Origin of the sequence: Nonomuraea sp. B10E15, from assembly GCF_039871615.1 — a bacterium.
Lineage (GTDB): Bacteria > Actinomycetota > Actinomycetes > Streptosporangiales > Streptosporangiaceae > Nonomuraea.
Genome location: NZ_JBDPMB010000005.1, coordinates 1 through 13,047 on the forward strand (window position 1 = coordinate 1; position 13,047 = coordinate 13,047).

Below are 13,047 nucleotides of genomic sequence, written 5' to 3' on the forward strand. Positions count from 1 at the left end.
GATATCGGGCGCGCTTGGCGAAGAAGTTCGCGAACGCCGCCTGAAGGTGGCGCAGCGCCTGCTGCAGCGGCACGGACGACACCTCGAACAGGAAGTCGTAATCGCCGCTGCGTTTCCACTCGGTCAGAGCGGCCGACGACTCCACGTAGGAGACGCGACGGCCTTCCATGGTGTAGGCGCGGGTGCGCTCTTCGAGGGCTTTGTTGTAGACGAGGCGGACGCAGCCGAACGTCCGGGCAAGCTCTTCGGCCTGGCCGGGGGTCGGGTAGAAGCGGTATTTGTAGGCCCGCTTCACGATCTGCGCCACGCGTCACATGGTACCACGCGATCAGCTAAGCATCGTGCATGTGTTCGGTATGCGGCGCTGTGCCGCGTTTCCTCCCCAGGGCTGAAGCCTGGGGTCTCCACGCTTAAGGAGATTCGATGACCACACCACCGCCCACCGGCGACCCCGAGCTCGACCGCGTCCTCGCCGACATGGCGGCCCGGACGGCCGGGTTCGAGGAGGTCACCCGCCGGCTGCAGGAGACCAGGGGACGCGGCGAGAGCGCGGGAGGGCAGGTCGCCGTCGAGGTCACGACCGCCGGGTCGCTGGCCGCGCTGCACATCGACCCCCGCGCCATGCGGCTGGGCTCGAAGGCGCTGAGCGAAGCCATCGTGGAGGCGTACCGTCTGGCCGAGGAGGACGTGACGGGCCAGTCGTTCGACATCGCGAGTACCGTCGCCGATTCCTGACGGCCGCGCTCAGGAGCAGTCGCAGCACTCGCAGCAGTCAGCGCACTCGCGCAGGTAGCAGCGCTCGTCGCACGGGCGGCCGCGCCGGCTGCTCCACCGGGGCCGCCACATCCCGCACGTCAGGAACGTCGCGACGCCGGCCGCCGACCTGCGGATCCAGCCGGGCCGCTCGTACGAGGCGGTGGCGGAGCCGAACGTGCGGGCCACCGCCCGGCGTACCTCGGTGCCGAGCAGGACGTCCACCAGGTGCCGCTCGGCCAGCTCGACGTCCCCGAGTGCCAGGGCGAGCCCGTGCGCGGCGTCGTCGCACAACCGGCGTGCCTCGGCCGCCGTGGTGGCGGTGGCGGTCAGCGGGTTGAACGCTCCGCGCGCCTGGTCGTCGCGCTGGTCCTCGGCCGCGTCCAGCAGGTGCGCGAGCCGGCCGAAGAACCGGCCCGCCTCCGCGAGGGCGGGGGCGTTGCCCGGCCGCCCGGCGAGCACGGCCGTGTGCGCGAACGCCGCCGCGACGGCGTCCTCCGCGGGTGCGGTGAGATCGAGCACGCTCAACCCGGGCGCGGGACCGGCGCCGCGGTGGTCCGGCCCGGTGGTGTCCGGCCCGGTGGTGTCCGGCCCGGTGGTGTCCGGGGCGGTGGCCAGGCGTTCCAGGCCGAGCTGGCGGTCCACGGTCGCGGCCAGCACGGCGGTGTCGAAGCCGACCCCGGCGCCCAGCCGCGCGCCGCCCGCCTCCCAGCGGGCGGCCAGCCGGCGGCGGGCGGCTGCGGTGCCGAAGGCGGCGTCCCCGTCGGCCACATGGTCGCGCAGCCTGCCCGCGGCGAGCACGAGCGAGACCGAGGCCGCCAGCCGCGCGCCGCGCGCCCGCGCGTCCACCACCTCGGCCGCGCGGAATCCCCGCAACGCGCACGGCCCGGCCGTGCGGCGCGGCGCGCCCTCCTGGAGCTGGGCCTCGGTGAGCACCGAGAGGAGCAGCGTGTCGTAGTTGGTGGTCAGCCGTGCCGATTGCCCGGGCCCGTCCCGCAACGTCAGGCACAACCCGCACAGGTGCGCCCGCCACGCGGCACGCAACGACGGGCACCCATGGTCACCGCAGGGGCGGATGATTCCGAACACACGACCTCACAGACGTTCAGGCACGATCAAAGGGAACAGGGTAGGGCCCGAGGCTTTCAACCGGCCTGCATGGTCATGACTGGTTTACGGCTTTCCTCCATCGAGGTCGGCGGATCGCCCCCATGGTGGCCGCAGCGGTGGCCGCCTAGCGTGAGGCGGCGTGATCAGCCTCAAGAACCTGAGCAAACGGTACGGCGACCGGCTCGCGGTCGACGACCTGTCGCTGGACCTGAAACCGGGCGCGGTGACCGGCTTCCTGGGCCCCAACGGCGCCGGCAAATCGACCACCATGCGCCTGGTCCTCGGCCTCGACCGGCCCACCACCGGCACGGCGCTGATCGGCGGCGTCCCCTACCAGAAGATCAGGAACCCGCTGCGCACGGTCGGCGCGCTGCTCGACGCGCGCGCCCTGCACCCGGGGCGCAGCGGTCACGCGCACCTGACGGCGCTGGCGCGCGCCAACGGCATCGCGCGGCGGCGGGTCGCGGAGGTGCTGGAGGCGGTCGGCATGGCGGGCGCGGCGCGCAGGCCCGCGGGAGCGCTGTCGCTGGGCATGAGCCAGCGGCTCGGCATCGCGGCGGCACTGCTCGGGGATCCCGAGGTGCTGATGTTCGACGAGCCCGTCAACGGGCTCGACCCGGACGGCGTGCGGTGGGTGCGCGGGCTCATGCGGTCGCTGGCCGGCGAGGGGCGCACGGTGTTCGTCTCCAGCCATCTGATGAGCGAGATGCAGCTCACCGCGGACCACCTCGTGGTGATCGGCAAGGGCCGGCTCATCATGGACGCGCCGCTGGCCGACGTCATCGCGGGCAGCTCCCTCACGGCCGTGCTCGTACGCACGCCGCACGCGGGAGACCTGGCCGCACGCCTGCGTGCCGCCGGGATCGCGGTGGACCGGCTCGGCGAGAACGAACTGGAGGCCACCGGCGCCGCCGTCGAGCGGGTCGGCGACCTGGCTTATGAGGCCGGCATCCGCCTGCACGAGCTGCGCACCCGAGAGGCGTCGCTGGAGCAGGCCTACCAGGAGCTGACGTCGCAGAGCGTCGAGTACGGCGCGGGGAGGGCCGGGGCATGAGCACGCTGTGGCAGGCCGTCGGGGCCGAGTGGGGCAAGTTGTGGTCGGTGCGGTCCACGTGGTGGTGCCTGGCCGGCGCGCTGGCGCTCATGGTGCTGAGCGCGATCACGCTGGGGGGCGCGACGGCCACCGAGGCGCTGCGCGAGGGCGGCGCGGGCGTGCGGATGACGGCCGGCGAGCCGGTGGTGTCGGCGACGTCGTTCGTCCAGTTCGCGATGGTGGCGGCGGCGATGCTGGTGATCACGTCGGAGTACGCCTCGGGAAGCATCCGGGTCACGTTGCAGGCCACTCCCGCCCGCGGCGTGGTGCTGGCCGCCAAGGCGCTGGTCGTGGGGCCCGTGATGTTCGCGGCCGGGGTGGTGTCCGGTGCCGTGGCGGCGGCGTCCGTTCACGTGGTGTTGTCGGCGGACGTGTTCGGGGGCCTGGTCGTGGCGCCGATCGGCGAGGTCGTGCCCGACCTGCTCGGAGCGGGGGCGTACCTGGCGCTCGTGTCGGTGATGACCGTGGGAGCGGGGGCCGTGATGCGCAGCGCGGCCGGCACGCTGACCGTGGTGTTCATGCTGCTCATGGGCCTGCCGCTGCTCCTGCTGATGACCGGCGCTCCGGTGGCCCTGGACGCCTCCATGCGCCTTCCGACGTTCGCCGGGCTGGCCTTCATGGGCAGCACGGACAACCTGACCGGCGGGCCGATCCCGTACTCCGCGGGGGAGGGGCTGGCCTGGCTGCTCGCCTGGACGGCGGTGGCGCTGGCGGCCGGATATGCCGTGCTGCGCCGCCGTGACGCCTAGACTCGCGCCCGTGCCGGGAACCGTGGTCGTTCGTTCGCTGGCCGGGGTCCTCCTGGGGATGGTCCTCGGCCTCGCCGAGCTGGCGTTCCTCGTGGTGGCGTGGCCCGCGGCCCTGATCCCGGCGGCCCGGCCGCTCGCGGCGCGGGGGCGGGACCGGCTGGTGGCCGCCGATCGGGCCAGGCTGTCCCGGTGGCTCGGCCACGAGACGGCCCGGCCGGACGGCGGCTACGCGTTCCTCGCCGCCCGCGCCGCGCTGGGCGTCCTGAGCGGCTACGCCTGCGCGGCGATCCTGTTCGTCGGCGGGCTGCTGCTGGCCGGCGGGATGTGGGAGCTGATCGCGGGCGGGTCGGAGACGGTGCCGCTCAACCTGCCCGGCGTGCGGCTCGTCACCAGCGGCTGGACGCTGGGGCTGACCGGCGGGACCGTGCTGCTGGCGGTGACCGCCCTGCTCGTGGTGGGGGTCGCGGCGCTGGAACGGCGGCTGGCCGCCCGCTTCCTCGGCCCGGGAGGCGAGGAGCTGATGCGCAGGCGGATCGCCGAGCTGACCGCCACCCGCTCGGGCATCGTCAGGGCCGTCGACGACGAGCGGCGCAGGATCGAGCGCGACCTGCACGACGGCGTGCAGCAGCGAGGCGTGGCCCTGGCCATGCTGCTCGGCCGCGCCCGGCACACGCGCGACCACGACAGGACCGCCGAGCTGGTCGGCCAGGCCTACACCGAGTCGCGCCGCCTGCTGGACGAGCTGCGCAGCGTCGCCTGGCGGATCTACCCGACCGCCCTCGACGAACTGGGGCTGCGGGCCGCGCTGGCGGGCGTCGCCGAACGGTCGAGCGTGCCGGTGACCGTGCACTACGGGCTGGCCGGGCGGCCCGTCTCCGAGGTGGAGACCGCGCTCTACTTCGTGGCCCGCGAGGCGATCACGAACGCGATCAAGCACGCCGGCGCCCGTGACATCCTGGTGGTGCTGGACGAGGACGATCAGGTGGTGAGCGTGGCGATCTCAGACGACGGCGAGGGCGGCGCCGACCCCTCGGGCGGCGGACTGTCCGGTCTGGCCCGGCGGGTCATGGCCCTCGACGGCGCGTTCACCGTCGACAGCCCGCCCGGCGGCCCCACCAGGATCGCCGCGTCGCTGCCGAAGGCTCCGCCGTGCGGGTGATCCTGGCCGACGACTCCGTGCTGCTGCGCGAGGGCCTGACCCGGCTGCTCGACGACGCGGGCCACGAGGTGGTCGCCGCCGTCGGCGACGCGCCCGCGCTGCTCGACGCCGTCGAGCGCCACCGGCCCGACGTGGCGGTGGTCGACGTGCGGATGCCGCCGACGCACAAGGACGAAGGGCTGCGGGCGGCGCTGGAGATCCGCGGGCGCCTGCCCGGCGTAGGCGTCCTCGTCCTTTCGCAGTACGTCGAGCAGCACTACGCGGCGAGGCTGCTGGCCGGGCCCGCCGAGGGGCTCGGCTACCTGCTGAAGGACCGGGTCTCCGAGGTGGGCGAGTTCCTCGACTCGCTGGAGCGGGTGCGTACGGGCGGCACGGCGTTCGATCCCGAGGTGGTGCGCCAGCTGCTCGCCCGCACCACCCACGCCGACCCGGTGAGCAGGCTGAGCCCGCGTGAGGGCGAGGTGCTGCGGCACCTGGCGCAGGGCTTCGTCAACGCCGCCATCGCCGAGCGCCTGCACGTCTCGCTCAGCACCGTGGAGAAGCACGTCAACGCCATCATGGACAAGCTCGACCTCCCCCGTGACCCTGACTACAGCCGTCGCGTGCTGGCCGTCCTGCGCTACCTCGAAGGCTGACCAGCTCGGAGCACCGCGGGGACGAATGCGACAAAAGTGGTTGTTCCGGGTGGGCATCGGGCAAGGAAGTGGCCATGACCATCATGCTTTGCGACGGCCGCCCGATGCCGCGTCTCGGTCTGGGCACGTGGCCCATGAACGACGACGGAGCACATCAGGCCGTGAGACACGCCATATCGCTCGGCTACCGGCTGATCGACACCGCCGCCAGCTACGGCAACGAGACCGGCGTGGGAGCCGCCGTGGCCGAGGCGGGCGTGGCCCGCGACGACCTGTTCATCACCACGAAGCTGCGCGGATCCCACCACGGCTACGACGCCGCCATGCGCGGCTTCGAGGAGAGCCGGGCCAGGCTCGGCCTCGACTACGTCGACCTGTACCTGATCCACTGGCCGCTGCCGGGCCGCGACCTCTACGTCGACACCTGGCGCGCCTTCGTCGAGCTGCGCGAGCAGGGCCTGGCGCGCTCGATCGGCGTCTCCAACTTCACCCCCGCGCATATCGAGCGGCTGGCCGAGGCGACCGGCGTCCTGCCGGCCGTCAACCAGGTCGAGCTCCACCCCGGCCTGGCGCAGCGCGAGCTGCGCGCCTGGCACGCCGAGCGCGACATCGTCACCGAGTCGTGGAGCCCGCTCGGCCGCGGCTCCAAGCTGCTCGACGAGCCCGTCGTCGCCGACCTCGCCACCACCCACGCGCGCACCCCCGCGCAGGTCGTGCTCCGCTGGCACCTGCAGCTCGGCGCCGTGCCGATCCCCAAGTCGGCCCACCCCGAGCGCATGCGGCAGAACCTGGAGGTGTTCGACTTCAGCCTGTCGGACGCGGAGATGGCTAGGATGGCCGAGCTCGACGGCGGTGGACGGCTCGGCGGCGATCCCGACACCCACGTCGAACTCTGACCCGATGTCGCGGACGGCGGGCCCCCGATCGTCTGTCCCATGACGATCGAAGGAGACGGGACGATGGACACCGGGGAACACGACAAGGAGCGGCCATGACGGACGTCTCCCACGCCGCACTGGCCCGCGTGGTGCGCGAGCACGCCGGCCGGCTGGCCGCCTCGCTGGTGACGCTGCTGGGCGACTTCTCCGCCGCCGAGGACCTGGTGCAGGACGCGGTGGAGAAGGCCCTGGTGCGCTGGCCGGAGGACGGCGTGCCGGAGCGGCCAGAGGCGTGGCTGTACACCGTGGCCCGGCGGCGCGGCCTCGACCTGCTGCGCCGCGAGAGCAACCACCGCGACAAGCTCGCCCTGCTGTGCGTGCCGGAGCCTGGCGAACCCGACGGCCGGCTCCGGCTGATCTTCACCTGCTGCCACCCCGCGCTGCCGCGGCAGGCGCAGGTCGCGCTCACGCTGCGGGTGGTGTGCGGGCTGACGACCGCGCAGATCGCCGCCGCGTTCCTGACCCGGGAGAGCACGGTGGCCCAGCGCATCACCCGCGCCAAGAGGAAGATCGCGGAGGCGGGCATCCCGTACCGCGTGCCCGCGGCGGGGGAGCGGCCGGAGCGGTTGCGCGAGGTGCTCACCGTCATCTACCTGCTGTTCAACGAGGGCTACCTGTCCAGCACGCTGGAGCGGGCCCAGGCGCGTGACCTGGTCGACGACGCCGAGTGGCTGGCCTCGCTGCTGGCCGGGCTGATGCCGGACGAGCCCGAGGCGGCCGGGCTGCTCGCCCTCATCCGGCTGCACCGGGCCCGCGGCGCGGCCAGGTTCGGCGCCGGCGGCCGGCTCGTGCTGCTGGCCGACCAGGACCGCTCACTGTGGGACCACGCCGCCATCGAGGACGCGATCCGGCTCCTGACCCGGACGGCCCGCACACATCGGCGTCCCGGGCCGTACCAGCTGCAGGCGGCCATCGCGGCCTGCCACGCCGAGGCCGCGTCATGGGCGGGCACCGACTGGCGGCAGATCGTCATGCTCTACGACATGCTGCTCTGCCTCGCCCCGTCGCCCGTGGCCCGGCTCAACCGGGCCATCGCCCTGCGGTACGTGGACGGCCCGAAGGCGGCGTTCGCCGAGCTCGAAGACCTCGGCGAGGTGCTGGGCCGCTACCCGCTCCTCCACGCCACCCGCGCCGAGCTGCTGCGCGATCTCGGCCGCAGGGCGGAGGCCCGGCGGGCCGACGAGCGCGCCCTCGCACTGACCGCCAACCCCGCCCAGCAGGCGCTGCTGGAGGAGCGGATCGCCTGGGGCTAGAACGCGGTGTGCGCCAGCCAGTGGTCGAGCAGCGCGCGGTCGCCCGCGACGTCGCGCGGCGGCACGCGCCGGGTGAACACCAGCATGAGCTCCGTCACCGGACCCGACACCACGACGTCGCCCTCGCCGCTCCCGCGGTCGCAGCGGATCCCGTCCGGCGTCCTGGTGATCACCCAGCCATGCCCCGAGTCCGGCCGGACCACGATCGTCTCGCCCCTGCCGCGCAGCTCGGCCAGCTCGGGCTTGAACTCCACCGCGGACGGCTCCGCGAGCAGCCCCATCCCCTCGGAGATCACATCGGCCGCCAGGTCGCCGGCGACGTCGAAGGCGACGCCGGTCGTGGCCGCCGCGTCATAGTGGTGGATGACGGTGTCGCCCAGCATCCTGCGCAACCAGAACACCGGCGGCGTCGGACCCGTCATCGACCAGACCCGGGCGCCTGCGGGCGCCTCCTGGACCGCGTCGACGACCTCCTGCGCGCCGTCCGTCAGCCACCGCGCCCAGGTGTCCTGCGGGCCGGGGTCGTCGGCGGCCGGCGCGGCGACGGGCTCGGACGCGGCCAGGCGCACCAGCTCGGCCGTCCATCGGTGGGCGTGCCCGACGTGCCCGGCCAGGTCGCGCAGCCGCCACTCCGGGCACGTCGGCACCCGGGCGTCCGGCTCGCCGCCGGTGACCGCGTGGGCGAACCCCGCCGTGTGTTCCCGCAAGCCCTCCGCGAGCCGCGCGGTGTCCAGTGCCGTCATGGGTGAGAACTCCTCTCAGCAGGTGGACCGCTAGCGTAGAAACTCCAGTGGGGTGGAGGTTCAAGTGTCTGTGAGCAACGACACGCTGGGGATCGGCGACCTCGCGGCGCTGACCGGCGTACCCGTGAGGACGATCCGCTACTACTGCGACGAGGGCATCATCGAGTCGGTGCGCAGCGCCGGCGGCCACCGCAGGTTCGACGGCGCCGCGGTCGAGCGGCTCGGCATGGTCAGGCGGCTGCGCGGGCTCGGCCTGGGGCTGGCCGCCATCGCGCGCGTGCTCGCCGGCGAGCGCTCCGTGGCCGAGGCGGTCGCGGAGGAGCGCGCGGCGCTCGACGTCCAGCTCGCCGGGCTGGCCTGGCGGCGGGCCGCCCTGCGCGCCGTCGAGGAGGCGGGCCCGGCCGAGCGGGCGGCCCGGCTGGACCTGCTGGCCGCGGCCGAGCAGGGCACCGCCGCCCGCGACGAGCTGGTCGGATTCTGGCGGCGGCAGATGGTGGCGCCCATCGCCGACGAGATGTTCGCGTCGTTCGTGGCCATGGCCGTTCCCGACCCGCCCGCCCATCCGACCCCGCCCCAGGTCGTCGCGTACGCCGAGCTGGTCACCCTGGTCGCCGACCGGTCGCTGACGCGCCTCCTGCGCTCCCGGGCGCTGGAGAACGTGCAGGTGATCCACGACGAGGACGAGCTGATGTACGGCGTCGGCGAGGCGTGCACGCTGGTCGAGCCGCTCGTGATCGCGGGAGAGGCGCCGCGTCCCGGGCCCGAGCTGGACCGGTTCGTGGCGGTGCACGCCACCGTGCGGGGAGTCGGCGACACCCCGGACTTCCGGCGCGAGCTTCTGGCGAACCTGGCTCCCGACCGCGATCCCCGCTTCCGCCGCTACTGGCGGCTGGTGAGTGAGGTCAGCGACGAGAAGGCCACGCTCGGCTCGGCCCACCTGTGGCTCGCCGACGCGCTCGAGCGCGCCCTCACCGCCTGACCTGGGGCGCCCCCGCGGCCGGACCGTGCCGCCCTCACGGCCCGGCCCGTCGTCGCCTCCCCGCGCGTGACACGAGGACGGCCAGGCCCGCCAGCAGCAGCCAGGCCGACGTCAGGACCACCAGCCAGGTCCAGCCCGCGTGCCCGTACACGACGCCGCCCGCGGTGCCGCCCACGCCGCTGCCCAGGTAGTAGGCCAGGGTGTACATCCCGGCGGCCCGGCCGCGGGCGCTCGGCTCGGCATCGGCGGTGACCCAGGCGTTCGCGATGGCGTGTGCGGCGAAGAACCCGGCGGTCAGCACGGCGAAGCCGAGCGCGACGAACGGCAGCGCCGGGCTGGCGGTCATGACGGCGCCGGCCACCGTGACCGTCAGCGCCGTGACGAGGGCGGGTGTGCGTCCGAGGCGGGCGGCCATCCGTCCGGCGGCGGCCGACGAGGCGGTGCCCATGGCGTACGCGAGAAAGACCAGGGACGCGGCGGCGGTGCTGAGCGAGATCGGCGGCGCGGACAGGCGGAAGCCGGCGGCGTTGTACAGCGCCACGAACGCGCCCATGCCCAGCGCGCCGACGGCGTAGGCGGCGACCGGCCGCCCCGGCCCCTCACGCTGCGGCGCGGATGCCGCGACCTGGCGGTGCGGGGGCGCGGTCGTCGCGCGTCCGGGCCGCGGGGCTTGGGGATGGCGCGGCGTGCGTGCAGGGGACGGGTGCCGGTCGCGGGGGAGGGCCAGGGCGGTGAACAGCGCGCACAGCAGGGCGACGCTCGCCACGGCGAACAGCGCGCCGTGCCAGCCCAGCGGGCCGGCGGCGAAGCCCGCGCCCAGCCGGCCGAGCATCCCGCCCATCGTGTTGCCCGCGATCATCGCGCCCACCGCGCCCGGCAACCGCGCCGTGCCGAGCCGGTCGGCCAGGTACGCCGCCGCCACCCCGGCGAACCCCGCGACCGCCACCCCCTGGACCGCCCGCATCGCCAGCAGCACGGGGAACGACGGAGCCAGCGGCAGCAGCAGCCCGATCACCGCCGACCCCAGCACCGACCAGAGGATCACCCGCCGCCGCCCCGCCACCCCGGCGAGCCAGGCCAGCGGCAGCACCGTCACGGCGAGCGCGGTCGTGGCCACGCCGACAGCCAGCGACGCGCTCCCCGGATCCAGCCGGAACGCCCCGGCGAGCTGCGGCAGCACCGGCTGGGGCGCGTACAGCAGGGCGAACGACGACAGCCCGGCCGCCGCCACGGCCGCGCTGACCCGCCGCGTGTCCGCGGGCGGAGCCTGAGCCTGAGTGACCACCACCCGCGCCACGCTAGGCACGGCACATAGATACGTCCAATGCAGAAACAGGTCATGATTCATACCGTGATGGATGAGTCCGACGAGCAGCTGGCCGCCCGCCTCGCCTCCGACCTCGCGCTGATCGCGGCGGTCGGCGAGACCGGGCACGTGACCCGCGCGGCCGAGCTGCTCGGCATCCCCCAGCCGACCGCCAGCCGCCGCCTCGCCGCGCTCGCCGACCTGGTCGGCGCGCCGCTCGTGCTGCCCGCGGGCCGCGGCATCCGGCTGACCAGGGCCGGGCGCGTGCTCGCCGCCGCCTCCGCCCGCGCGCTCGGCTCGGTGACCGCCGCCGTCCGCGAGGTGCGCGAGGAGATCGACCCGGGCACGGGCCGCGTCGCCCTCGGCTTCCTGCACCTGCTCGGCCGCACGCTCGTCCCCTCCCTCATCCGTGATTTCCGCGCGCGCCATCCCGGCATCCGGTTCAGCCTGGTCCAGGGTTCGCGGCAGACCATGTTGCGGGCCGCGCGCGAGGGCGAGATCGACCTGGTGTTCCTCGCGCCCATGCCGCTGGACGACCCGGCCCTGGTCAGCAGGCGGCTCGCCGACCAGGAGCTGGTGCTGTCCGTGCCGGGCTCGCACCGGTTCGCGGCCAGGAGGCGGGTGCGGGCCGCAGAGCTGGCGGGGGAGGAGCTGGTGACGCTCGAACCCGGGTACGGCCTGCGCCAGATCACCGACGACCTGTGCGCCAGGGCGGGATTCGAACCGCGGATCGTGTTCGAGGGGCAGGAGTCGGAGACCGTGCGCGGGCTCGTGGCGGCAGGGCTGGGGGTGGCGATCCTGCCCCGCTCCGGGCCGCCCGGCTCGGTCGCCGGGGTCATGGAGATCCCCCTGTCGCCGCCGGTGTTCAGGACGATCGGCGTGAGCTGGCCGGCGGGCGAGCGGCTGACCCCCGCGGCGCGGGTGTTCAGGGACCACGTGTGCGCCGGTGTGACGGACCTGGGGCCGGGATTCCGCGGCGAGCAGCCCGGCCCTTCGTGACCGGTGAGGCCGGCGAGGCCCATGGTCCAGACTGGGGAGATGGCTGAAGACGGCGATGCGGGCGTGCCGGGCTCGCTGGCGAGGGTGCTCGCCGACGTGGCGGCGGAGCGGGCGGCGCAGGACGCGCGCTGGGGCATGCAGATCCTGCCCGACGGCACCGGGGGCGAGCGGGCGGCGGCCGAGTCCGGCGCGGCGAGGCACGCGACGGACACGGCCGCCCGCGCCGGGACGCTGACGTGGCGGCGCATCCTGGAGGAGGAGGTGATGGAGGCGTTCGCGGAGACCGAGCCGGACCGGTTGCGTGCCGAACTCGTCCAGGTGGCCGCCGTGGCCGTCAAATGGGCCCAGGCCCTCGACCGCCGCCCGCCCGGACGGCCACGGAACACGGCTGCCGGCACCTCCCCGGTCCGGGACCCGGGTGGTGCGGGGTAGGCCGAGCCGGGCGACACGGACCGCCGCCGGGAGGACGGCCTGTCCGCCGATGTCGCGGGTGAGTCACGCGGGCGGCGGGCCGGCCCTCGTGGTGTAGATCGTGACGGCGTACGGGCGGGGAGGCGCGAGGTAGACCTCCTCGGCCAGCCGCGACAGCGCCGCGTCGGCGTCGAGGTAGCGGTGCAGCCGCCCGGCCTCCGGCCATGGGTGCACGGCCACGAGCACCCCGTCGCCCGGCACGAGCAGCCGGCCCAGGCGGGCGCTGGCCAGGCGCAGGCGCTCGTGGCGGCCCAGGTAGTAGAGGGTCTCCGAGCAGAACACGAGGTCGAAGCGCTGCTCGGGCACATGGGTGAGGATGTCGGCCTGGACGAAGCGCACCCGGCCGGTGTCGGGGACCCGCCGGCGCGCCCGCGCCAGCGCCCGTGCGGAGACGTCGACCCCGACGATCTCGGCCTCGGGATAGGCGTCCGCCAGCCCGCGGGTGAAAGCGCCCTCGCTGCACCCGACCTCGATGATGCGCCGGTACGGCCTCCGCGGCACGTGTTTCAGCGTGGCCTCGTACTTCTGCCGCTCGTAGGTGTCGGTCGACAACTTCCAGGGGTCGGGGACCCGGTGCCGCCAGTCGAAGAAACGGCCGAGGACCATGCCCTGGGCCTGCGGCGGGAGCAGTGACAGGGCGCGGAACAGCGTACGGTGCATGACCTCTGGAACGGGCGGCATGGCGGTGGCGCGGCCTCTCTCGGATGAGACGCGTGAGCGTCTGCGTGAACTGAGATGACGTCGTCACCGAAGCGAGTTCCCGGATGACCACCGTCTATGCCCGCCGCCCGACGGCGAGGGGATCGCGCGCGGGCGCAGGAGACGGCGAACGGTTAGGATCACCCGAACATGGTTCTGC

The 13,047-nt window shown here is 74.5% G+C and carries 15 protein-coding genes; 10 read left to right on the forward strand and 5 right to left on the reverse strand.

The genetic code is table 11. The annotated features are described in order from the left end of the window. Positions 1-307, reverse strand: a 307-nt coding sequence (locus tag ABGB14_RS17910) for a transposase (protein ID WP_347644799.1), incomplete at its 3' end; no start/stop codon positions are given. A 116-nt stretch (positions 308-423) separates the two neighbouring features. On the opposite strand from ABGB14_RS17910, the gene ABGB14_RS17915 reads away from it, so the two are divergent. Next, positions 424-735, forward strand: a complete 312-nt coding sequence (locus ABGB14_RS17915) for a YbaB/EbfC family nucleoid-associated protein (RefSeq protein WP_347644800.1) — start codon at positions 424-426, stop codon at positions 733-735. Positions 736-744: 9 nt separating this feature from the next. Here the strand turns inward: ABGB14_RS17915 and ABGB14_RS17920 are convergent, their stop codons facing one another. Then, positions 745-1,797 (reverse strand): DUF5685 family protein, encoded by a 1,053-nt coding sequence (locus tag ABGB14_RS17920; RefSeq protein ID WP_347644801.1) that lies wholly within the window; start codon positions 1,795-1,797, stop codon positions 745-747. Between the two features lie 205 nt (positions 1,798-2,002). Between ABGB14_RS17920 and ABGB14_RS17925 the strand changes: the two genes are divergently transcribed. From ABGB14_RS17925 to ABGB14_RS17950, 6 genes are all read left to right on the forward strand, one after another. Further along, a complete protein-coding gene (locus ABGB14_RS17925; RefSeq protein WP_347644802.1) occupies positions 2,003-2,917 on the forward strand; it encodes an ATP-binding cassette domain-containing protein in 915 nt (304 codons plus the stop codon). Beyond that, entirely contained in the window at positions 2,914-3,705 is a 792-nt protein-coding gene (locus tag ABGB14_RS17930) for an ABC transporter permease (protein WP_347644803.1), read from the forward strand. Before ABGB14_RS17925 ends, ABGB14_RS17930 begins: the two co-directional genes overlap by 4 nt. A 10-nt stretch (positions 3,706-3,715) precedes the next feature. After that, on the forward strand, positions 3,716-4,864 hold the full coding sequence (locus tag ABGB14_RS17935; RefSeq protein WP_347644804.1) for a histidine kinase: 1,149 nt from the start codon (positions 3,716-3,718) through the stop codon (positions 4,862-4,864). Next, complete coding sequence (locus ABGB14_RS17940; protein WP_347644805.1) at positions 4,855-5,499, forward strand: response regulator transcription factor; 645 nt, start codon at positions 4,855-4,857, stop codon at positions 5,497-5,499. Before ABGB14_RS17935 ends, ABGB14_RS17940 begins: the two co-directional genes overlap by 10 nt. 74 nt (positions 5,500-5,573) lie before the next feature. Continuing rightward, a complete protein-coding gene (locus ABGB14_RS17945) occupies positions 5,574-6,395 on the forward strand; it encodes an aldo/keto reductase (protein ID WP_347644806.1) in 822 nt (273 codons plus the stop codon). Positions 6,396-6,490: 95 nt separating this feature from the next. Then, positions 6,491-7,690: a sigma-70 family RNA polymerase sigma factor gene (locus ABGB14_RS17950; RefSeq protein WP_347644807.1), complete on the forward strand. Its 1,200-nt coding sequence runs from the start codon at positions 6,491-6,493 to the stop codon at positions 7,688-7,690. Here the strand turns inward: ABGB14_RS17950 and ABGB14_RS17955 are convergent. After that, a complete protein-coding gene (locus tag ABGB14_RS17955) occupies positions 7,687-8,433 on the reverse strand; it encodes a maleylpyruvate isomerase family mycothiol-dependent enzyme (RefSeq protein WP_347644808.1) in 747 nt (248 codons plus the stop codon). The two genes, ABGB14_RS17950 and ABGB14_RS17955, sit on opposite strands and share 4 nt — an antisense overlap. Before the next feature lie 64 nt (positions 8,434-8,497). Here ABGB14_RS17955 and ABGB14_RS17960 point away from each other — a divergent pair, with 64 nt between their 5' ends. Next, positions 8,498-9,412, forward strand: coding sequence for a MerR family transcriptional regulator (locus ABGB14_RS17960; protein ID WP_347644809.1), 915 nt, complete (start codon positions 8,498-8,500; stop codon positions 9,410-9,412). A gap of 34 nt (positions 9,413-9,446) precedes the next feature. Here ABGB14_RS17960 and ABGB14_RS17965 read toward each other — a convergent pair whose 3' ends face one another. Next, positions 9,447-10,700, reverse strand: a complete 1,254-nt coding sequence (locus ABGB14_RS17965) for an MFS transporter (RefSeq protein ID WP_347644810.1) — start codon at positions 10,698-10,700, stop codon at positions 9,447-9,449. A gap of 66 nt (positions 10,701-10,766) precedes the next feature. On the opposite strand from ABGB14_RS17965, the gene ABGB14_RS17970 reads away from it, so the two are divergent. Next, on the forward strand, positions 10,767-11,717 hold the full coding sequence (locus ABGB14_RS17970; protein WP_347645168.1) for a LysR substrate-binding domain-containing protein: 951 nt from the start codon (positions 10,767-10,769) through the stop codon (positions 11,715-11,717). Positions 11,718-11,756: 39 nt separating this feature from the next. Continuing rightward, entirely contained in the window at positions 11,757-12,149 is a 393-nt protein-coding gene (locus ABGB14_RS17975; protein ID WP_347644811.1) for a hypothetical protein, read from the forward strand. 63 nt (positions 12,150-12,212) lie between these two features. On the opposite strand, the gene ABGB14_RS17980 is transcribed toward ABGB14_RS17975, so the two are convergent. Next, on the reverse strand, positions 12,213-12,869 hold the full coding sequence (locus ABGB14_RS17980; RefSeq protein ID WP_347644812.1) for a class I SAM-dependent methyltransferase: 657 nt from the start codon (positions 12,867-12,869) through the stop codon (positions 12,213-12,215). Positions 12,870-13,047: the final 178 nt, after the last annotated feature.